We start from the raw sequence: 22,271 nt of genomic DNA, 5'->3' as shown, positions 1-22,271 counted from the left end.
AAGCAATCCCTTTTTCAGTGCCTTCGTAACAGCAAGGCTTTCTTTTCATGTAGATTTAAGCTTTGTATAGAAATATTCATACAAATTAAAAAAGCTGTTCTATTGAGAACAGCTTTTAAACGAGCTAACTGTTAAACAACACGTGAAAATGACTCAATTTCACAGACAGAAACTGTTACTCTTTCTCCTGCTGCCGTAATATCAGCAGTATGACAATCAACCGATTCAACAGTTCCTTCAATGACTTGACCACTGCTAGTAGTAATTGCTACAGTTACAGCCGTACCTCTTAACGCTCTTAATTTACGAACAATTCCAGTTGTGCAGCAACAATCACATTTTTGATTGCTTTCTTTTTTACACTCTTCGAATTTTTTCCAACAATCATCACAATCATGTCCATAATAACCACCGTTTCGGCCTGAACACTTAGATCTTTTCTTTTCATACCAATAATCATCTCGGTAACCCATAATTTCACCCCTTTATTCTTTTACTATAAAATATGCCAACAAGAATAGAGATGATAGAGACAAAGACATAGGGATGAAGAAAACCAACACTTGTCCTATACTCTATTATAGAAACAAAAAATGAGCCTCTTATGAAAGAAGCCCATTTTTTGTTTATATTCGACTCGATTGCAACCCTTGAATGTAAGGAACCACTTCCGGATTGACAAGTGAAGATAAATCTCCTAGTTCTTTCCCTAAGTATGCTGCTTTAATAACTCGTCGCATGACTTTAGAGTTACGCGTTTTTGGTAAATCTTCTACCATATGAATATCTTTAGGACATAGTGCTTTTCCAATATGAGAATTCACTAAATCCATTAGTTCTTTCTTTAGTTGATCAGTAAAAGAGATTCCTTCTTGTAAAACAACAAAACAATGACAAACCTCGCCTTTTACATCATCTGGCACACCAATTGCTGCCGCTTCTACAATATGATTATGCTTCATAAGAATTGACTCATATTCCGCCGGTCCAATTCGTTTCCCTGCAATATTTAATGTATCGTCAGAACGCCCTGTAATTATATATTGCTCTCCGTCATAAATGACCCAATCGCCATGTACCCATCTATTTTTAAAGCGTGACCAGTATGTATTCACATACCGTTCATCATCTTCCCAAAAACTCTTCGTCATTCCTACCCAAGGTTTTTCTAAGCATAGTTCTCCTACTTCATCCTGAATTGGATTTCCTTGTTCATCTAATACAACAGCTGCCATTCCTGGTAACGCAGCATTAAAACTAACCGGAGCAATAGGCTTTACAAGAACATTGCCAAAAATCCCACCAGAAATTTCTGTTCCACCTGAATAGTTACAAATTGGAACTTTTCCTTTCCCAACTGTTTCAAAGAGCCACATCCACGGGTCTGGGTTCCATGGTTCTCCTGTAGATGCAAAAACTTTTAAACTTTCTAGTGAGTGTTGTTTTACATATTCATCACCTTTCGCCATCAATGCTCGAATTAAAGTTGGCGAAATACCGAGATGTGTAATTTGATATTGATCTACTGTTTCCCATAATCGATCTGCTTTTGGATAATCAGGAACTCCTTCATACATGACCATTGTAGCGCCATTCATAAGAGAACCGAATAATAAAAACGGTCCCATCATCCATCCCATATCAGTTACCCATAGAACACGATCTCCTTGCTTAATATCCATCCCAAATCCGGCATCAAATGCTGCCTTTAAAGGAAATCCAGCATGAGTATGAACCGTCCCTTTTGGTTTCCCTGTTGTACCAGACGTATAAATAAGCATGAGTGGATCATCACTCTTCATTTCTTCTGCATGCGTAAATGGCTTTTCCTTTTCAAGGATGCTCCAAGAAAGGTCATAGTTATGAGGTGTAAAATCATTTCCAGCATGACGAACGATAACAACCTTTTCAACAGTTGGGCATTGTTCACACGCTTTATCTACTTCATCTTTTAAAGAAACGATTTTACCACGACGCGAGAAACCATCAGCTGTAATAATCATTTTGGATCCAGCTGCTTGTACGCGTGTCATCACTGCATCCGCTGCAAAACCTGAAAAAATAGGAGAAATAATAGCCCCAATTTTCATAACAGCTAGCATCGCAACTACTGTTTCAGGAATCATTGGCATATAAATTGTTACACGGTCACCTTTCTCAATTCCTGAATGTTTCAATCCATTTGCTACTTTACTTACCCAACGATCAAGTTCTTCATATGTAAATGACTTTGACGTGCCACTCTCTCCTTCATACATCAGCGCAGGCTGCATTCTTGTTTCTTCTTCCGCTAGCCAACGGGATAAAGCGGATTCTACAACATTGCAGGTCCCCTCTGTGTACCAATGTGCAAATGGTGTGCCGTTTTCTAAATCTAGCACTTCCATATAAGGCTTCATCCATTGATAACCAACTGCTCTTTCTGCTTCACCCCAAAACCATGCTGTTTCTTCGATTGATTTTTTATAAAACATATCATAATCTTTATAACCAAGTTCTTTCATCCATCCATATAAACGTGTTTTTTCTTTATATTCTTCTGTTGGAAACCAAACAGCTTGTTTCAATGCGTTCCCCTCCTTATGTTTTCGAACAAGAAAGCCCTAAATAGGGCTTTCTATACTGGATAAACTGGATGTTTACGATCAGTAAATATTTGATATTTACTCATGTACATATCAAAACGTTTCTTCAGTTCTTCACGCAAATCATTTGGATGCACGATTCCATCGATTACCATTTCCGATGCCAATCGATAAATGTCAATATCTTGTTTATACTCTTCACGCTTTTCTGCTATAAATGCTGCACGTTCCTCTTCTGGTAACGCTGCAATTTTCTTGGCATAAACTGCATTCACAGCTGCTTCTGGTCCCATTACCGCAATAGAAGCAGTTGGTAATGCTAAGCAACAATCCGGTTCAAATGCAGGACCCGCCATCGCATATAGCCCAGCACCGTATGCTTTTCTCACAACAATTGAAATTTTTGGTACTGTGGCTTCGCTCATGGCAGAAATCATTTTTGCACCATGGCGAATAATACCGGCTCTCTCTACTTTCGTACCAATCATAAATCCAGGCACATCAGCGAGGAATAATAATGGAATATGGTAGGCATCACATAAATTAATAAATTTCGCCGCTTTATCGGCAGAATCATGGAATAATACGCCACCTTTCATGCGCGGCTGATTTGCGATAATACCTACAGGCTTTCCATCAATACGTGCTAAACCTGTAATTAATTCTTGTGCAAAAAGTTTTTTCACTTCAAAGAAGGAACCTTCATCAATGATTCGATTAATCAAGTCTTTCATATTAAATGGGGTATTTTGATTTTCTGGAATGATTTGTGCTAACGTTTTTTCGAATTTTTTTGGCTCTTGAGGTGTTGTCATAGGAGTTTTTTCTAAGTAGTTATTTGGGAAGTATGAAATATATTGTCTTGCTTGAGAAATAGCAGCTTCTTCTGTTTTGCATAAAACATCGCCACATCCTGATACAGAGCAATGCATACGAGCTCCGCCCATTTCTTCTAATGTTACTTTTTCACCAATTACCATTTCGGCCATGCGCGGAGATCCTAAGTACATGGATGCATTTCCTTCCACCATCATCACAATATCACAAAATGCTGGAATATACGCACCACCAGCTGCTGATGGTCCAAATAGTAAGCAAATTTGCGGAACTTTACCTGACAACTTTACTTGATTATAAAAAATTCTTCCTGCTCCGCGGCGCCCTGGGAACATCTCAACTTGATCAGTAATGCGCGCACCAGCAGAGTCAACGAGATAAAATAAAGGAACTCGTAATTTTTCAGCTGTTTCTTGAATACGTAAAATCTTTTCGACTGTACGAGATCCCCAAGATCCAGCCTTTACTGTTGAATCATTTGCCATTACGCATACCGTGCGACCATGTATTTTTCCTGTTGCAGTTACAACACCATCTGCTGGTAAGTCGTTTCCTTCACAATTAGCAAATAAAGCATCTTCTACATATTCTCCATTATCAAATAATTGTGCTAGGCGCTCCCTGACAAAAAGTTTTCCTTTCGCTTTATTTTGTTCGTGATATTTTGGTGCGCCACCTTGTTTAATTGTTTCAATACGGTCTTCTAATGAATGTAACTGTTGTTTTTGATCTAGCACATTTATTCCCCCTTATAGATTGGTTTACGTTTTTCCTTAAATGCTTGTAACCCTTCTAATCTATCTTTTGTTTGAATAACGCCTTCATATGCTTGCTTTTCCATTTGCAGTCCGGTATGTAAATCTACTTGAATCCCATTTGAAATTGCTTGTTTCGCTAATCGGACCGCAATCGGGCCGTTGCTAGCAATTCGCTCAGCCATTTCAATCGCTTTCTCTTCAAGTGAATGTTTTGGTACAACAAATTCTACTAAACCATATTCCTCCGCTTCCTGAGCTGAAATACGTCTTCCGGTATAAATTAATTCTTTCGCTCTACCGATTCCAATTAATCTTGGTAAACGCTGCGTCCCACCGGCTCCTGGAATAATTGCAAGGGATGTTTCCGTAAGACCAAGACTTGCTGAATCCGCTGCAATTCTGAAATCACATGCTAAACTTAATTCCGTTCCGCCACCAAGTGCTATGCCATTTATGGCAGCAATTACAGGTTGCGTTAACTGCTCAATCATATTCATTGTCGAGCGAATCATTCCAACAGCATGGCGTACTTGTTCTTCATTCATATTGGCACGCTCTTTTAAATCTGCACCAGCGCAAAATGCTTTTTCTCCAGCACCTGTTATAATAACAACGCGAACATTTGCTTCTTCATGAATATGAGTGAATATCGACTGTAATTCTTCTAATAACGCTAAAGATAGAGAATTTGCTTGTCTTTCACGATTTAATGTCAGTTTTACGATGTGTGGGGTTACATAATCAACAGAAATGTTTTGTAATTGTAGCATGTTCTCACCTACTTATCGTTTTATGTTGAAGCGCTTTATACACATGACTAGGCAATTGAATATTTAGTTTATTTTGAATGAATTGACTAGCTTTCCACAACTTTTCTTCATTTATATTTGTTTGTACACCTAACTTATGAAGCATATGCACGAGGTCATCTGTTGCAACATTTCCTGAAGCTCCTGGCGCATAAGGACAACCACCTAAACCACCACACGAACTATCAAAGGTTGTAATTCCGTATTCTAAAGATTTCACGACATTTGCAAGTGCCATTCCATACGTATTATGAAAATGCATAGCAAACTGAGAAGCATCATACTTTTTTAATAAGTGCTCTAATACTTGTTCTACTTGAAGCGGATTCGCTACACCGATTGTATCTCCTAGCGAGATTTCGTAAATACCATATGAAAAGAGTTCATTACATAATTCATCTATTGCTTCTATGCTTACATTCCCTTCATAAGGGCAACCAAATACAGTAGACACATAACCTCTCACTTTTTTACCAGCAAACTCAGCTTTTTTCGTAATATCTTTTATGACTGCTACTGCTTCTTTAATAGATTTATTAATATTACTTTTATTATGAGATTCACTCGCTGATAAAAAGACATTCACCTCGTCAACATCTTGCAAAAGAGCTCGTTCCAAACCATTTTGATTTGGAACAAGCGCAGCATATGTCACATTTGTTTCCCTCTTTAGCTCTGTAAATACATCACTTGCATCCGCTAAAGCAGGAACCCATTTTGGGTGAACAAAAGAGGAAACTTCAATGTATGATAATCCTGCTTCTGTCAGTAATTGAATCCACGTTACTTTATCTTTTGTGCCAATGATTTTTTTTTCATTTTGTAAGCCATCTCTTGGCCCAACTTCCTTAATGACAGCAAAATTAGGTAATTTCAATCCATTTCACCCCTCATTTTCACTATTCAATTTCTACCAATACATCTCCTTCATTAACAAAATCGCCTTCTTGAACATGTATTTTCATAACCGTTCCAGCTTCTTCTGAAACAATTGGAATTTCCATTTTCATAGATTCTAAAATGACGACATCCTGTTCTTCCTCTACCGTATCTCCTACTCCCACTACAATCTTCCAAACATTACCTGCCATCGATGCATATACTTTTGTCATCATTTTTTCCCCCTTTAATAGTGATACATCTTATTTTTTCACAAGTTGTTTTGCTACAAATCCGGTTGTATATACGCCACCTTGAAATACTTCATCTTCTAACACTTGGAGTAACATCGGTGTATTCGTTTTAATCCCTTCTACTTTCAATTCTCGCAGCGCATTTTGTAATTTTACAATTGCTTCATCACGAGTCTCACCATGCGCAATGACTTTCGCAATCATTGGGTCATAAAAAGGTGTAATGGTTACGTTATTTTCTAAAAAGTGATCGATACGCACATGAGTTGGTAACGTTACATTCGTAATTGTTCCTGGTGATGGGAAGAACGTTTTTGGATCTTCTGCATAAATACGCGCTTCAATAGCATGGCCATTGCGGTTTATTTCTTCCTGCGTAAAGGGTAATTTCTCACCATAGGCAATGCGAATCTGTTCTTCAACGAGATCCAATCCTGTAATCTCTTCCGTTACGGGGTGTTCTACTTGCAATCTCGTATTCATTTCCAAGAAATAAAAGTTCTTTTGATCATCGACAAGAAATTCAACTGTACCAGCATTTGTATAACCGAGAGCTTTCGCTGCTTGTACAGCAACTTCTCCCATTTCTTTGCGTGTTTTTTCATCTAAAAACGGAGAAGGTGCCTCTTCTATTACTTTTTGATTTCGGCGCTGGACAGAACATTCACGCTCCCACAAATACACTGTATTACCATGTGTATCGGCAAGAATTTGAATCTCAATATGATGCGCATCCGCAATGTAGCGTTCTAAATACATTTCTCCGTTTCCAAAGAAATTTTGAGCTCTTGTTTTATTACTTTCAAACGCCTTGGTGAGCGTTTGCTCAGTTTCCATCAATTGCATTCCAATGCCTCCGCCTCCAGCGGACGCCTTAAGCATTAACGGATAACCAATTTGCTTTGCAATTTCAATTGCTTCTTCAGCTGTTTCGATATTTGTTGTAATCCCAGGTACAACTGGAACATTTGCTTCTTGCATTGCCAAACGAGATTCAATTTTACTTCCCATCTTAGCAATGATTTCTTCAGAAGGTCCGATAAATACAATTCCTTCTTCATCACACCGTATAGCTAAGGATGGGTTTTCTGATAATAATCCATACCCTGGATGAATTGCTTCAGCATTTGTTTTCTTGGCAATCTCTATAATCTTTTCTAAGTTTAAGTAGCTTTCCTGCACACGAGGTCCACCTACTAAGTACGCTTCATCTGCTAATTTGACATGAAGTGCATTTTCATCTGCTTCTGAATAAATCGCAACGGTTTGAATACCAAGTTTTTGACATGTTTTTATAATACGGACTGCAATTTCTCCACGATTTGCAATTAATATCTTTTGAAACATAGTGAGTCCTCCTTTTATCTGCATCCTAAATGTCTAGCAATTACAAGACGTTGAACTTCAGAAGTTCCTTCACCAATTTCTAATAGCTTTGCATCACGTATATGTCGTTCTACCTCATATTCACGCATATATCCATATCCACCATGAATTTGTACTGCTTGATTTGAAATACGACTTGCCGCTTCAGATGCAAACAATTTTGCCATAGCCGCTTCTTTGCCGAAAGGTTTATCATGATCTTTTAACCAAGCTGCTTTATGTACTAAATTTCGCGCCAACTCTATTTCAGTCGCCATATCAGCTAGCTTAAATTGAATCGCTTGGAAATTTGAAATCGTTTTTCCGAATTGCTTACGTTCTTTTGCATATTGAAGTGCACGTTCAAATGCAGACTGTGCAATCCCTACAGCTAACGCTGCAATCGAGATACGTCCTCCATCAAGTGTATATAAGAATTGTTTAAAGCCTTTACTCACATCACCGAGTATATTTTCTCTCGGTACACGTACGTCCTCTAATACAATTTCACAAGTGTTAGATGCGCGAACACCCATCTTATCGTAAGGGCTTGAAATGGTGAGTCCTTCACTAATCGTTGGAACAATGAATGCAGAAATACGTTTTCTACCGTTCTCATCAACACCGTTGACAGCGGTTACAATGATTGTATTTGCGTATTCCGCGTTTGTAATCCAACATTTCTCACCGTTAATCACATATTCATCGCCATCTAAAATCGCTTTTGTTTGTGTACCACCTGCATCTGATCCCGCATTCGGTTCCGTTAATCCAAAAGCACCCAATGTTTTCCCTGATGCCATAGGAACTAAATATTTTTGCTTTTGTTCTTCCGTACCGAAGTAATAAATCGGCGAAGCACCTAATGAAATTGTTGCAGCATAACTTAAGCCTGTGCCACCGCAAGCTCGTCCAATTTCTTCAACGGCTAATACGTACGATAATGTATCGCCACCAGAACCGCCATACTCCTCTGGGAATGGGATGCCTAGCAAACCTAGTTCGCCCATTTTTTGAAATGTTTCATATGGAAATTCTGCTGTCTTATCATAGTAAACAGCCTTCGGAGCGATTTCCTTTTCAGCAAAATCACGTACCATTTCTTTAATCATTTGTTTTTCGCGAGTTAGAGTAAATTCCATTCCGCTACACACCCCTTATCGAATATTGAGTTTCGACAGCGTGCGAGTTCGTACTACAACCATTGCTTTTCAAAAGATATGAAATAGTAGTTAGATAATTGTTATAATTCTGTCATAATTTAATTTTAAAACAGAATCTGTACTTATGCACAAAAAAATTCCTACATTGTTCTACAACAACATAGGAATTTACATGTCGAATTATGCGGTTTTCATACTCTTCTTCTCATAGTCCTTCTGCCCATACTTCAAATGAAAGTTTCCCATCATATATTATCCTCGTCAAAGTTAGATTGTCCATGATGTTAAAGTCATCGCAAGTTGCCCGAGTGAAATTTCATTCTATATATATTCGTGCAACAATCTTATTTTTTCTTTCCCTTATATTTTAAAGTACCAAAAATACACTCCTATGCGTTTGTGTTCAAAGTATAGCGCGTGATACGAATAGGTAAAAAAATAATGTTTCATTCCCCTGTCTTCTGAGCAATCATAATCTGTTTCCGTTCTTTCTATTTTTGTTGATTATCTAACATAAATAATGATCTATACTATAATTTGACTAAAATGGAATGCAATCTTTCAATTTACTTCTTTCTTAAAGCTTTCTATATCAAGTGTAATAAAATTCGACAATCAATCTCCGGCCTCGGTTGCAATATGCGAAAAAATTTTTCGTACAACCTTATTAAACAAGTTAGCCCTGTCCTTTTATTCTATATAATGGTGTACATCTCTAATTCTGTAGCTCGGAACATGAATATTTCAGTACATTTGTAGATGGTTGAACAAATCATTTTGAATTGTGAGCACCTAACAATATTCAAATCATACTATTTCATATTCATTCGCAATTTATAAACTACGTTTCTAAATTTAAATACTTTCTAATTCTAGCAAGATCACAGGAATACTCAATTACTAAATATTGAATGGATAAAATGATTTTTTCAGGATATAAGTGTGCATGTTTTAATGTTTCGGTATATTTTTCAAGCCTTTTTTCTAAATATCTTATAATTTGTTCAGGATGATTTACCAACAAACATTGACAATAATAATGAATTTGCTCTTCAATCTCTGTATATTCTTCAATTTCAAATTCTTTATGCATAAGTACACTCCTCTAAACCATTTTTAATATAAAATAATCCATATCCCCTTAAATAAAACTGATTATTTAAACTATTTATACTATACCAAAGAAAAGTCTCAAAATTTGTTAGTTTATGTAGCGTATCACAAATTTAACAAAATTGTAATGGATACTTGTACTACAAAAGCGTACAGATTTGCATCAAAATTTCCGGATTGCAATATAATTATATTAAGTTTAATCTTGTATATTTTTTACACTTCCCGCTCATACAACATATTTTAAAATGTATGTTGTATGAGTTTTTGGATTTAAATACAGTATGTGAAATTATTATTAATGAATTAAATTTGTAAGTTTCTTAGCAAAAAAAAGCCCGAAAAAGGCCCTTATGCATAACTAGATTACATAGTCTATACGATTGTACTCAATTACTGGATAAGACAAAGAATTCTTTTTCTAACCCTACATGTTCCCAAAAAGATTGTGCTATGTGATTATCTAAATCAACATGAACATACATATCAGAAATATGATTCACTGCAAACCATTCCATTATATTCTCTACAATTTCTTTACCTATCTTTTGTTTTCTATATTTTGGTGCTACATATAATTCATCTATTTGCCCATATTTAGTATTTGTCACTAAGTCTTGTTTCATAGAAACAGTTCCGAAACCGATAGTATCATGATTCTTATCCACTACAACAAAAACCGTCCCAAATTCCGATTGAATATATTGTTCTACTAGCTTTTGTACATTTAACCTTTCACTTTGTTCCAATTCGCACTCTGCTGTTTCTAAACAATTGTCGTTCCAAAGGCATATAATATCTTGAATGTACCTTTTATCATCAATCACATTCATTAATTGTTTGCATAATATAGTCATTTTTCCCCCTCCATGAATGAAAATGTTCATCATAACGTAATTTCATTACTAAATAACAAACGCATTTCAAATTTCGAACATTCAAAAAGCGGTTCCGGTACAATACCGGAACCATCTTATAATCGCTTCATTTTTGTTCCCGCTATTTTAGCGGTAGCCCGCTTGGTAGGGTCTTATAATTAGTAAGGGATGAAGCCCCACTGATGAAAATTTCACTTTATTTCACTAGCTCTTTTGTTTCTCTCATCACGTCAATAAAGTAATCCCAGTTATTTATAACGGATGAAATGCTAATATGTTCGTCTGGTGTATGAACATTAAAAATATCAGGTCCAAATGAAATCGCATCTAGTTCCGGCATTTTTTGTACAAATACACTGCACTCAATACCAGCATGCACTGCATAAATTTCAACATCTTCGTTATATTTTTCTTGATGCACTTTTTCAAACAAATTACGAATTGGAGAGTTTGGATTGTATGGCCATTCTGGATATTCAGATTCTTTCTTAAATTGTGCGCCAACTAACTCCGCAATGTGCTTAATTTCATTTACAATATGCTGCTTTAAAGTCCCTACAGAACTTCTCACTTCATTTTTTAATTTAATTTCATTATGTAATGTTTCAATCACTCCTAGGTTTGTCGAGCTTTCAACAAGTCCTTTAATATCCATACTCATGCTTTGAATACCATTTGGGATTAAGAATAAGGAAGAAATGAGTTGTTTTTTCGTTTCCTTTGCAAATACTCGATCTGCTTTTTCTTCTACTTTTGTTAGAGAAACATGTACATCTGGGTCTACAGCGCGTAGCTCTTCTTGTAGAATACGCGTCCACTCTTCTACTTTTCCTTCTACTGTTTCTACATCGCTTTTAGCGAATAGAATTGTTGCCACACTTTCACGCGGAATTGCATTTGTTTTTAACCCACCGCGAATATCACTTATATAAAATGACACTTCATTCGATAAATCATAAAGAACTCGTCCTAATACTTTATTCGCATTCCCACGTTGCTTATCAATTTCCATACCAGAATGGCCACCTTTTAGCCCTCCTACGTATAGACGATATGTCTCTAATTCTGCCGGTGCTTCATCCCAAATAATAGAGATTGTTTCAACTGCTTTTGCTCCGCCAGCACTGCTTACTAATAGTTTGTGATCCTCTTCAGAATCAATATTAATAAATATTTTTCCATCGAAATGTCTTGGATCAACAGCAAAAGCGCCGCCCATTGTTGTTTCTTCTTCTGTTGTAATAACAACTTCAAGAGCAGGATGAGCAATATTTGTTGAATCTAATAATGCTAATGCATATGCAACGGCAATACCATTATCTGCACCTAAAGTCGTTTCCTTTGCATATAGCATATCGCCAACAATTCTGAGCTCAATCGGATCTTTTTCAAAATCATGAACAGTTGCTTCATTCTTTTCACATACCATGTCCATATGTCCTTGTACAATAATAGTCGGAACATTTTCATATCCAGGAGTTGCTGGTTTTTTTATAATGACATTTAACGCTTCATCTTGCACAACCTCTAAATTGCGATCTTGTGCAAATTTTACTAAGTAATCACTAATTTCTTTTTCATTTCCAGACCCTCTTGGAATCTTTGAAATTTCTGTAAAATGATAAAATACAGGATGCTTCGTTAATTGTTCTAAAGTAGAATGCATATATAAACTCCTCTCCTAAATCTATAAATAGAAGTATTTTCCTTACTATTATATCACGTTCCTCCCCTTCCGCTTCCTTTTTCATTCTTTTTGACACCATTTGAACGCCAAAATTTTACAATATTACGACACTTTCGGGAAATATTGCTATATAATTTAAAATAGAAAGACTTTCTTTTAGAACAGTAAAAATGAGGTGGAGTGTAATGAGAAGTGAAAAGCAAATGTTCGAATATCTTATAAGAGCTAGACTAGACGAAATGGTTTCATGGTGGATTGGTATGAAATATGATTTTCAAATTTCTACAGGGAAAATGGGGAAATACTTTAAAGAATATCTTCCAAAGTCTTATTGGAAAATGTATGAGGAAACATATTCAAATCATCGTTATGAAAACTTTTGGCATTCCATCTTTGTTGCTTGCGAATTATTTAGAACATTAGCAACCGATGTTGCAGATGTTCTATCCTTTACATATCCTACTTGTGAGGATCAAAATATGAGTAAATACTTGCAACAAGTACGAAATTTATCTTCTCATGCCAACACAATCTTTTAAATCTATTTTCACTACCATACCACATGATAAGGAGAACAAAATGAAAATCAATGTACGCGAATTTCACGTAAAAGGACAGACATATATGATTCGCTCTGCTATACATACAGATGCTGAAGAATTATCTAAAGTAAGATTACAAATTGACGGTGAAACAGAAAATCTTGACAGAGAACAAGGGGAAGCATTTATAGATACACAAGGATTTGAAAAGTTAATTAAAGCAGATACAGAAAGTTCCAAAAATCTATTTTTAGTTGCTATCGTTCAAAATAAAATTGTGGGATTTTCAAGGTGCGAAGGAAGTAACTTAAAACGACTTTCTCATAAAGTCGAATTTGGCGTCTGTATTTTAAAAGACTATTGGGGCTATAGTATTGGAAAAAACTTATTAAAAGAATCCATCGATTGGGCGGATGCAAATAACATCAAAAAGATCATATTAACTGTTCTTGAAACGAATAAAAAAGCAATCCATCTTTATAAAACATTCGGCTTTCAAACAGAGGGAATTCTTCGAAATGACAAACTCCTTTCTGACGGTCAGTTTTATCATACTGTTACGATGGGAAGATGGAATGGATAAATTTTTTATTTTCAAGTAACTTTTTCTAAATGAGCGTATTAAAATAAAAAACTGAAAGAAATGATTCTTATACATTTTCTTTCAGTTTTTTCCCATGGATATATTTTGATGGTTCACGATCCATCAGTTTTTCTAACCGATTGATATTTTCTGTTAATGCACCTTTCACAAGAGAGAAATCAATGTTTGGTGCTTCTTTCTGTTCCTTAAAAAATGAAAGATTGTTTTGTTTTGTTTCTTTCATCTCTCCTGCCCCCTTTAATAAAAAGACATCATCTCTATCTACCTTTATTATATCTTAAATAGAATCGGAATGCACCGTTATCCTCTTCTTTTCAATTCTTCTTCTAACTCTTCCACTTGCTGCATTGTATCTCCTTTTATTAAAGAAAAATCTGTTGTATCCTCAGCTTCGTCTTTAAAGAAATCATTGCTATATTCTTTTAACACTACCATCACCTCTACGTGATAGTGTAGGAATGTTTCGTTCATTTTATTCAATGTTTGTCCAATTTTATCGAATGTTCGTTAAAAATATGTATAGGAGAAAAGGACAGAAAATAATCTCTGCCCTTACTTACAAAAATAACTATGATGTATTGTTAAATTATAGACATTTTCAAAGTCACGATCTTGCAAATTATTTTTTTGTCCATCTATTATAATATAAACGTCTTTTATTATTTTCGCTGGTATAATTCCAACATTTTCAATTTGAACTGCTTTTTGTTCATTCAGTTGTTCAATAGATTCAAGTGATACCGTAATACTAAATTGAGATCGAACGCCTCGGAAATTTGTATTGAATTCCTCTTCTGTTACAAACACTACAATTTTCGCACCTATTTTTTCAGCATACGTATCAAGAAAAGCATTTAAACTGCATGCATACTCAGCTGCTGTTTCCCATTCCATCGTACCAAATGCAGCTGGATTTACATTTTGAATAAGTGTTGTATATATTTCTCCTCTTGCTTTTGAAGCAATAAGCGATCGTTTAATCGATTGAACTGTTTTACCAATATCGCTAAACTTTGCGCCCCAGATTTCCGAAATATTTGGTGTTAAAATAAATGCAATATCAACAAATACAACCATCGCAACAACCATTAAAATATGTTTCCAGAGGGTTAAATCAATTCCTTTCATCATGAAATATATTGTGACTGATGTAATAAATAAACCATACCACGTCTTTCGAATAAGTTGTTTTCTTTCCTCGTATAATTCTTCATTTCTCCAATAAAAGAAAATAAGAAATAAAAAAAAGATTACAAGAAAAAATAAGCCAATTCGAATGCTAGAGACAGTCAATCACATCCCCCTCCATTCAAAAACTTCACACGATATCATTACATGCTTCTTTTTCCTTTATTATGACAAAAGACATGGACAACCTTCTAAAACAATTGCTCGCGCATATACTAAGAAGGAAGCCACGTCTTTTTATAGAATGAATCTACATTTTATATGTAGACAAGCCTGTATTTCAACTTTTTCAAAATATTTTTTATAAAGAAATGTGTTTTGGAATCACACCTTCTTGTACTTCACCATCCATATTTAAATAGTAGTGACGAATTGGATGTAAATGCTCATCTAATTCATAAACAAGCGGAATACCAGTAGGAATATTTAATGAAACCACTCCATCATTGGAAAGATGATCTAAATACTTCACGAGAGAGCGGATCGTATTACCGTGCGATGATATAATGACTTTTTGATTTGATAGTAGCATAGGTGCAATTTCTTTATGCCAAAATTCTAGTACCCTTTTTTCCGTATCTTCTAAGCACTCTGTCAGTGGAAACTCACCTTTTTTTAATCGCTTATATCTTGGATCAGTTACTTCATACCTTGGGTCATCTTCAGCAAGAGCTGGCGGTCTTACATTTGTACTTCTTCTCCAAATATGAACCTGCTCATCTCCATATTTTTTAGCTGTTTCATCCTTATTTAACCCTTGTAATGCTCCGTAATGTCTTTCATTTAATTTCCATGATTTGTGTACCGGAACCCAAGCAAGATCCATCTCATGAAGAATAATCCATAATGTCCGAATGGCCCTTTTTAATACCGATGTGTATGCAACATCAAACGTATAACCATTCTTTTTTAATATCGCACCAGCTGCTCGCGCTTCATTTAATCCATTTTCGGATAAATCCACATCTGTCCATCCTGTAAACCGATTTTCTAAATTCCATAAACTTTGTCCGTGTCGAATAAGTACAAGTTTTATCATATTCATTCCCCTTTCGGAATTTGCGATTTAAATTTTGTAATACGTACACGTCTAAAGTATTTGGTAATGTTTATTTTTATCCATGTACTCTATGATTCACACATAGTTGCCAAAATACACGGATAAAGTGAGACTTTCATCAGTGAGGGTTTTCTTCATCCCCACTGATTAACTGCCCTCACCAATCGGGCAGTTAATCTCCCACCTATCTTTCTTGCTTCTCTCTGAATCTTAAGGTGGGAATTTTACTGTCCTCAAATAGCGGGATAAATGATTCCATTTATTTTTCGTTTACCGGCTCTTTACGTTTGGATGACCATGTATGAAAACCAAGGCGACTATTTGCTAGTTCATTCATAACTTGGTGCCAATTTTCTTCACATTTCTCACCAAATGTTGTGAAAATACGTCCCATTTGTTCTCTTTGCACATCGCTTAGTTTTTTCTCTAACTCTGCTCCTACTTGTGTTAGAACAAGTTGTTTTACGCGGCGATCATGTTCTGCTTCATTGCTTTCAATCAATCCCTTTTCAAGAAGTTGACGAAGCGGTCCATGAAGAGCTTGTTTACTAATTTCAAGCAAAGACAACAATTCATTTATACTAAGCCCAGGAAAACGAGCAATAAAAAATAAAATTCGATGATGTACACGCTGAATGCCATATTCTTTTATAATTTCATCTGGTTTTTCAGTAAATGTTTTATATGCAAAATAAAACATTGCCAGTGCCTGATTCATCAGTTCTTCTTTATGGTCTGTCATCTAATTTCCCCCTACATGTAAATTATACCACAATTTTCTTTTTCATAGCTGAATCAACCTTTTCGACCTAACATCCACATCTTATGACGATACATGAAGAAATGGAGTGAAACTTTCATCAGTGAGGGGCTTCATCCCTACTAATTATAAGCCCTTACCAATCTAGTTACCCTAAAATAGCGGGATAAAACTTATATTAATCATATCACACTGTTCTCCTCTTCATTTTTCAATATTCTTTTTGCAATGATTGCTATGATGATCATAATGAAGCTAATGCATAATATAGGTACGTACACTTCCATACGAAACGTTTCAAACATCAATCCATATATAATCCGCCATGCATTGTGCAACAGCTGTAATAATTGCCATTACTTTCCCTAAATTTTCATTAGGTGTGCGCTTTTGCACTGCTGTAATAACAAAGATCGCAATCATTGTCATAATCATTGCGATAAGAACTGCACATAAAATAAAAAGAACATAGGATGTATGGTTTTCAAATTTAAGCAGAGGGGGCATAACAGAAGCGGCCATCGGTATAATTAAAAAAGCAATATGCCTCATGCTTAAAAGAGTGCTATTCTTAACATAAAAAAGTTCCTAAATAACTGATATACGCTTCTAAACCTTTTGAAAGCTCTATTTTCATATGTATCTCCATATGTACAACAATTCTTTTTCATATCCTTTTCATTCCCAAAAATAAAAAGCTAATTTCCATATACAACAGAAAATTAGCTTTTTACTTACTTTCACATCTATTCCGTATTTAACGACTGCGTCTTTTTTGTCCTTGCTTTGTTCCTCTCTTCTTTTGGTTTGCTTTATAAGAAGAACTTTGATTTGCTTTTTTCGTCCCGTCTCGTCTATCTTTTGAACGATATTGTCCTGCTTTCTGCGGCTTTTTGATCTGTTTCTTTTTGTCATTTGTATCATTTGTTTGCTTAGCAGGTTGTTCAATTTCTTGTCTTTGTAAAGTACTACCGATATACTTTTCGATTTCTTTTAAATACATCTTATCTTTCGGAGCAACAAATGTAATTGCAAGACCGGTTCCTCCAGCACGACCTGTTCGGCCAATTCGGTGTATATAGCTCTCTACATCTTCTGGAATATCATAGTTAAATACGTGCGTTACGCCTTCTACATCTAATCCACGAGCCGCAACATCTGTTGCAATTAAATATTGAATTTTTGCTTCACGGAAGTTTTTCATTACTCTTTCACGTTTCGCCTGCGACAAATCTCCATGCAATTCATCACAATTGTAACCGTACCCTTTTAAAGCAGTAAATAATTTCGTTACGCGGCGCTTTGTCCGGCAAAAAATAACAGCTAAAAATGGCTGATCACGCTCCATGACATAACGAAGTGCGTCTTGCTTTGCGCGATCTGTCGTTTCAATTACACGCTGCTTTATATTTTCTACAGTAACTTCTGCACTTTGAATTTGAATCACTTGTGGCTCTTTCATATATCGCTTCGCAAGTTTTTTAATATCTTTTGGCATCGTTGCTGAGAATAACATCGTTTGTTTATTTTCAGGTGTTTCTTCTAAAATGTGTTCAATATCATATAAGAAACCAAAATGCAACATTTGATCCGCTTCATCTAATACAACCATAGAAACGTTTGATAACACAATGGTCTCGCGGCGTAAATGATCTAACAAACGCCCTGGTGTTGCTACAACAATATGTGTGTTGCCTTTTAATTTTTTCATTTGCTGTTCAACATCTTGTCCACCATATATCGCTAAAACATGAATATCCTGTTTATGGATCAGCATTTTTTTTATTTCAGTTGTAATTTGTAGTGCCAGTTCTCTCGTTGGCGCTACGATTAAAGCTTGTATATCATTTGAGTTTGGATCAATCTTCTCTAAAATCGGTAATACGAATGCAAGCGTTTTTCCTGTCCCTGTTTTTGCTTGTCCAATTACATCTTTCCCATCCATAATAACAGGAATTGCTTTTTCTTGAATGGGTGTCGCTTCAGCAATTCCATTTTCTCGTAATGTATGTTGAAATGTTTCACTAATTCCAAGTTCTAAAAAATTTTTCAAATCGATCACTTCTTTTCCTTATTTTTCACATTAAGTTTCCATTGTACCATTTGTTTCTCTAAATATGAAAAAAACTTTATCTTCTTTTTTATTCACTATGTATCAATGGAACGAACTTTTTCTTGTTTCTGCTTCACCTTTATGAAATCGAAATGAGAAAAAACAATCATAATGGTTATTTTCCTCATTGTTTGGCCACCCTTTTAAAAAGCCATATTTTCATATACATATATGAGGAGTGTTTGTATGGAGAAACAAAAACTATGGAGAAAGTTAAAAACAGGTGCTATGAAGTTAGGGAAATCTGGTGTGTATGAGAGTATTATTTTATATTACACTTTAAAGAAACAAAATCTGCCGCTCAAGGCAAAAATGGTTATATTGATAGCATTATCCTATTACGTATGGTCAATCGATTTCATTCCTGACTTAGCCGCTATTATCGGCATCGGTCTTTTAGATGATGCAATCGCAATTGCTTTAGCACACAAATATATTATGGTTCATACAGATGCAGAAATTCGGAAAAAAGGAAAATTGCAAATGGAATCTTTTTTTAGACACGCACATTCATAAGGCGGTTATCATAACCGTCTTCCCTATCATATATCTCCTTTTTCGGCCATTAACATATACACTCCTTTTGCAGAGGAAATATCATTTTGAATAAACTTTATTTTCTTTTTTATGTTCTTTTCACAATTTGTTTTAAACTGAGCATATATTTCCTGTACAGAATTTAAAATTCCACCTTTGACTGCAATAGAAATTGGCTCTTCAAACCGCATTCTCTTATACATACAAGTCGTAATGTTGGCCAATTCTTCGCCTGCTCTTATTATAATTTGAAACGCATCCGTATTTCCTTGCTTAGCTGCATCTACCACAATTGGGGCAATAGAAGCTACGTGATCTTTCGGTTTTGAATATATAAGTTGTTTTATATCTTTTGGTGTAACAATATGACATTTTTCTTGAATCACTTTACCAAGTTTACAAAAGGAAACTCCTTTATCATATGCACGTGTCATTCTTTTTAAAGCTTGTAAAGCAATCCAATACCCGCTTCCTTCATCTCCTAAAATATGTCCCCATCCGCCGCTATACTCATATCTTTCCCCTTTTTTTCCTAAACAAACAGCACCTGTACCCGCTATCGTTAAAATACCATCGTTTCCTTCTAATAAAGCAGCATGCGCAATGATTGCATCATCATAGATTTCGATTTTCGTTTGATATTTTGTCATAAAACGTTTCTTTAATACATGAATATCGACACTGTTTGCACCTGCCAATCCTATCCCTATACAAATACATTCTGTTTTACATAAACTTTGAAAACATTGATCGATTGCTTCAAAAATATGCGATATAGCTCGCTCATAATCCAATAAAACATTGCCAAAACGACTCATTCCTCTGGCAATTTCTTTCCCATTTTTATTAAATGCTATTGCTTCTGTCTTCGTTCCACCACCGTCTACACCAATTATATATTTCACATTCTCACCGATCCTTTCATATGAGATAAAACAACATCTATCCCATTTAAAGATGTACTTTGCATACAGTCAACAATATACATAACGCCCCCTCTATACTTTATTAAAAATTGTGATATACGTAAGCAACGTACAACCTATCAAAAACAGAGTAAATCTTTGCAATAGTTGCCAATTTGATGAATATGTCCCATCTACAAAAGAAACAACAACTGTCAGCATAATACTTGCTGACATACTTGTCACAATCCACAAGCTATACATTTGTGATACATGTAGCATTTTTAACAAAGGTGTAAACAATAGATTTGAACAAACGACAACAGATAGAAATAAAACGACACCCTTATAGCTAAATTTTACATTCATCAGTTTCACCATCTCCTTTGTTTATACTCAAAAAAGTGAGATCACCGAAATGACCCCACTTCTTCATTACACTTTTACCGTATTTTCATTATCACTATTTTCTACTTCAAGCATATTTTTATCATACATTTTAAAGAATGGTAGATAAATAAAAAACGAAATTGCAATATTAATAAAGACGAGCACGATCGCTCTCCAATCTCCACCTGTTGCTAAATAGGCACCAATTGGAGCTGGCAATGTCCATGGAGGCATAATATAAGTTGGTGTAACAAGTCCTATTGCAGTTGCAGTATAAGCAACGGTCGCTGTTACGAATGGCGTAATAATAAAAGGAATAATTAACACGGGGTTTAATACAATTGGAAGTCCAAATATAACTGGTTCATTAATATTAAAAATACCTGGTACAATACAAGATCTTGATAATGCTTTAGAATATTTTGATTTACCAAATATAATCATTGCTAATACAAGCCCGAGAGTCGCTCCCGAACCACCAATCCAAATAAACCATTGATATAACGGCTCTGGTGCGATAAAAGGTATGCTGCTTGCACCATCAGCAACTGCTGCCGAGTTTTTCCCGAGATATACTTCCCATAAAGGACGAGCCACTGTTCCGACAACAGACACCCCATGTATACCAAACGACCAGAAAAATGTAATTAAAAATACAGGTAAAATAACACCGAAATAACTATCACCAGCTTTTACGAGTGGCGCAGCTAGCTGGTCCACTACATGGTGTAAATCGATACGAAAAACAACAGTAATAATACTCATAATAATAATGACAAAAGCAGCAGGTATAAGAGCTTCAAACGAACGAGAGACAGATGGTGGGACTTGCTCTGGCATCTTAATCATTACATTTTTCGACTTACAAAACCTTAAAATCTCAACTGATAAAATAGAAACAATCATTGTTACAAATAATCCATGCCCTCCAAGGTTTGTCATTGGGAGCATAAAACCTTTCTTATCGATTAACTCTGGTGTTAAAGTTAGAAGTAATGAACAAACTGCAAGCTGCGCTCCGGATAAAGAATCTAACTTATAACTTTTCGCTAAATTATAGCCAATACCAAAAGCAATATAAAGCGACATAATAAACATCGTTAAGCGATACGGTATTAAAATACTCGTCTGATGTTTAGCTGCCCATATCGAAATAAAACTATCCTTTGGAAGCGGCGGAAATGCCACGATGAGAAAAAAACTTCCTACAATGATAAATGGTAATGCTGAAATGACGCCATCCCGAATGGCTTGTAAATGCCTTTGCTCAGAAAGCCTGGCCATCGGACTTGACAAGTTATTCTCAAGAAATGAGATGAACTTATTCATCATACTCCCCCTAACCAATCAATTCATTTACAGCCTTTAATAACGCCGGTCCACCAAGTGGTGTATAAGCTTGCGGCGGAATAATGCCGCACGGAATAGATGCTGCATGTGCCGCTTTTTTAATCGAATCATATCGATGCCTTACTTGCGGAGCAACCATAACAACATCCCAGCCATTCTTTACTTCTTCTTCTACTTCACTCGTACCAATTGCGTGTACCTCCATACTGCTTCCCTTTTTCTCAGCTTCTTCTTTTAAAGCGTTTACAACAATAGAGCTAGACATCCCTCCGGAACATACAAATAGAACTTTCATTTCATAATCCTCCTATACACTTTAAGTAATCTTTATCCTTTTATAAGCACTGTAAAACCACTAACGAAAAGAAGTTTTACGTTATTACAAATCATATGAAGTATAAAGACAAATTAGTGCTTATGAAATGAAGTTTCAGCAAAAATATTTTTTACGCAAAAAAGATTCAATATTCTGTTTTCTTAATTGTGAATCTTAC

General features: G+C 35.5%; 24 protein-coding genes and 1 pseudogene. 3 read left to right on the top strand and 22 right to left on the bottom strand.

The features are described 5' to 3' along the window. Positions 1–131 precede the first annotated feature (131 nt). The 11 genes from MR058_RS05335 to MR058_RS05285 form a co-directional block, all read right to left on the bottom strand. Positions 132–473: a hypothetical protein gene (locus MR058_RS05335; RefSeq protein WP_242142993.1), complete on the bottom strand. Its 342-nt coding sequence runs from the start codon at positions 471–473 to the stop codon at positions 132–134. 153 nt (positions 474–626) lie between these two features. Beyond that, positions 627–2,567 carry an AMP-binding protein gene (locus tag MR058_RS05330; protein WP_242142992.1) on the bottom strand — a complete coding sequence of 647 codons (1,941 nt, stop codon included), beginning with the start codon at positions 2,565–2,567 and terminating at the stop codon, positions 627–629. 50 nt (positions 2,568–2,617) lie between these two features. Beyond that, a complete protein-coding gene (locus tag MR058_RS05325) occupies positions 2,618–4,159 on the bottom strand; it encodes an acyl-CoA carboxylase subunit beta (RefSeq protein WP_242142991.1) in 1,542 nt (513 codons plus the stop codon). A 2-nt stretch (positions 4,160–4,161) separates the two neighbouring features. Beyond that, positions 4,162–4,950 carry an enoyl-CoA hydratase gene (locus MR058_RS05320; RefSeq protein ID WP_242142990.1) on the bottom strand — a complete coding sequence of 263 codons (789 nt, stop codon included), beginning with the start codon at positions 4,948–4,950 and terminating at the stop codon, positions 4,162–4,164. Positions 4,951–4,954: 4 nt separating this feature from the next. After that, the gene (locus tag MR058_RS05315; RefSeq protein WP_242142989.1) at positions 4,955–5,866 is read right to left on the bottom strand and encodes a hydroxymethylglutaryl-CoA lyase; all 912 of its coding nucleotides are present in this window, start codon (positions 5,864–5,866) and stop codon (positions 4,955–4,957) included. A 22-nt stretch (positions 5,867–5,888) separates the two neighbouring features. Next, positions 5,889–6,104, bottom strand: a complete 216-nt coding sequence (locus MR058_RS05310; protein WP_242142988.1) for an acetyl-CoA carboxylase biotin carboxyl carrier protein subunit — start codon at positions 6,102–6,104, stop codon at positions 5,889–5,891. 27 nt (positions 6,105–6,131) lie between these two features. Continuing rightward, positions 6,132–7,469, bottom strand: coding sequence for an acetyl-CoA carboxylase biotin carboxylase subunit (locus MR058_RS05305; protein WP_242142987.1), 1,338 nt, complete (start codon positions 7,467–7,469; stop codon positions 6,132–6,134). Positions 7,470–7,483: 14 nt separating this feature from the next. Continuing rightward, positions 7,484–8,629, bottom strand: a complete 1,146-nt coding sequence (locus MR058_RS05300; protein ID WP_242142986.1) for an acyl-CoA dehydrogenase — start codon at positions 8,627–8,629, stop codon at positions 7,484–7,486. Positions 8,630–9,491: 862 nt separating this feature from the next. Next, entirely contained in the window at positions 9,492–9,743 is a 252-nt protein-coding gene (locus MR058_RS05295; protein WP_242142985.1) for a hypothetical protein, read from the bottom strand. 409 nt (positions 9,744–10,152) lie between these two features. Then, positions 10,153–10,620, bottom strand: coding sequence for a GNAT family N-acetyltransferase (locus MR058_RS05290; protein ID WP_242142984.1), 468 nt, complete (start codon positions 10,618–10,620; stop codon positions 10,153–10,155). Between the two features lie 217 nt (positions 10,621–10,837). Next, positions 10,838–12,307 carry an aminoacyl-histidine dipeptidase gene (locus MR058_RS05285; protein ID WP_242142983.1) on the bottom strand — a complete coding sequence of 490 codons (1,470 nt, stop codon included), beginning with the start codon at positions 12,305–12,307 and terminating at the stop codon, positions 10,838–10,840. Between the two features lie 206 nt (positions 12,308–12,513). Here MR058_RS05285 and MR058_RS05280 point away from each other — a divergent pair, with 206 nt between their 5' ends. Beyond that, positions 12,514–12,867, top strand: coding sequence for an aminoglycoside 6-adenylyltransferase (locus tag MR058_RS05280; protein ID WP_313949161.1), 354 nt, complete (start codon positions 12,514–12,516; stop codon positions 12,865–12,867). A gap of 40 nt (positions 12,868–12,907) precedes the next feature. Continuing rightward, entirely contained in the window at positions 12,908–13,453 is a 546-nt protein-coding gene (locus tag MR058_RS05275) for a GNAT family N-acetyltransferase (protein ID WP_242142982.1), read from the top strand. Positions 13,454–13,520: 67 nt separating this feature from the next. Here MR058_RS05275 and spoIISB read toward each other — a convergent pair whose 3' ends face one another. The 7 genes and pseudogenes from spoIISB to MR058_RS05240 form a co-directional block, all read right to left on the bottom strand. After that, the gene (gene spoIISB, locus MR058_RS05270) at positions 13,521–13,697 is read right to left on the bottom strand and encodes a stage II sporulation protein SB (protein WP_242142981.1); all 177 of its coding nucleotides are present in this window, start codon (positions 13,695–13,697) and stop codon (positions 13,521–13,523) included. Between the two features lie 77 nt (positions 13,698–13,774). Continuing rightward, positions 13,775–13,903 (bottom strand): hypothetical protein, encoded by a 129-nt coding sequence (locus MR058_RS05265; protein WP_012094285.1) that lies wholly within the window; start codon positions 13,901–13,903, stop codon positions 13,775–13,777. A 123-nt stretch (positions 13,904–14,026) separates the two neighbouring features. After that, the gene (locus MR058_RS05260) at positions 14,027–14,767 is read right to left on the bottom strand and encodes a type II toxin-antitoxin system SpoIISA family toxin (RefSeq protein ID WP_242142980.1); all 741 of its coding nucleotides are present in this window, start codon (positions 14,765–14,767) and stop codon (positions 14,027–14,029) included. 196 nt (positions 14,768–14,963) lie between these two features. After that, positions 14,964–15,701, bottom strand: a complete 738-nt coding sequence (gene gpmA, locus MR058_RS05255; RefSeq protein ID WP_242142979.1) for a 2,3-diphosphoglycerate-dependent phosphoglycerate mutase — start codon at positions 15,699–15,701, stop codon at positions 14,964–14,966. 280 nt (positions 15,702–15,981) lie between these two features. Then, complete coding sequence (locus MR058_RS05250) at positions 15,982–16,464, bottom strand: MarR family winged helix-turn-helix transcriptional regulator (protein WP_242142978.1); 483 nt, start codon at positions 16,462–16,464, stop codon at positions 15,982–15,984. A gap of 200 nt (positions 16,465–16,664) precedes the next feature. Beyond that, positions 16,665–17,025 (bottom strand): annotated as a pseudogene (locus MR058_RS05245) (MFS transporter); the annotation flags it as partial. A gap of 214 nt (positions 17,026–17,239) precedes the next feature. Next, the gene (locus MR058_RS05240) at positions 17,240–18,544 is read right to left on the bottom strand and encodes a DEAD/DEAH box helicase (protein WP_242142977.1); all 1,305 of its coding nucleotides are present in this window, start codon (positions 18,542–18,544) and stop codon (positions 17,240–17,242) included. A 237-nt stretch (positions 18,545–18,781) separates the two neighbouring features. On the opposite strand from MR058_RS05240, the gene MR058_RS05235 reads away from it, so the two are divergent. Continuing rightward, a complete protein-coding gene (locus MR058_RS05235) occupies positions 18,782–19,111 on the top strand; it encodes a YkvA family protein (protein WP_242142976.1) in 330 nt (109 codons plus the stop codon). A 26-nt stretch (positions 19,112–19,137) separates the two neighbouring features. On the opposite strand, the gene MR058_RS05230 is transcribed toward MR058_RS05235, so the two are convergent. From MR058_RS05230 to MR058_RS05215, 4 genes are all read right to left on the bottom strand, one after another. Then, the gene (locus MR058_RS05230; RefSeq protein WP_242142975.1) at positions 19,138–20,037 is read right to left on the bottom strand and encodes a BadF/BadG/BcrA/BcrD ATPase family protein; all 900 of its coding nucleotides are present in this window, start codon (positions 20,035–20,037) and stop codon (positions 19,138–19,140) included. A 93-nt stretch (positions 20,038–20,130) separates the two neighbouring features. Further along, positions 20,131–20,406, bottom strand: a complete 276-nt coding sequence (locus MR058_RS05225) for a hypothetical protein (protein ID WP_242142974.1) — start codon at positions 20,404–20,406, stop codon at positions 20,131–20,133. A gap of 66 nt (positions 20,407–20,472) precedes the next feature. Then, positions 20,473–21,756, bottom strand: a complete 1,284-nt coding sequence (locus tag MR058_RS05220) for a PTS sugar transporter subunit IIC (protein ID WP_242142973.1) — start codon at positions 21,754–21,756, stop codon at positions 20,473–20,475. 10 nt (positions 21,757–21,766) lie between these two features. Continuing rightward, positions 21,767–22,072: a PTS sugar transporter subunit IIB gene (locus MR058_RS05215; RefSeq protein WP_242142972.1), complete on the bottom strand. Its 306-nt coding sequence runs from the start codon at positions 22,070–22,072 to the stop codon at positions 21,767–21,769. Positions 22,073–22,271: the final 199 nt, after the last annotated feature.

Source organism: Bacillus cereus group sp. BfR-BA-01430, from assembly GCF_022663115.1.
GTDB classification, from domain to species: Bacteria; Bacillota; Bacilli; order Bacillales; family Bacillaceae_G; genus Bacillus_A; species Bacillus_A cereus_BD.
Note: the sequence above shows the minus strand (reverse complement) of the source record. Positions and strands in the feature narration are given on the sequence as shown.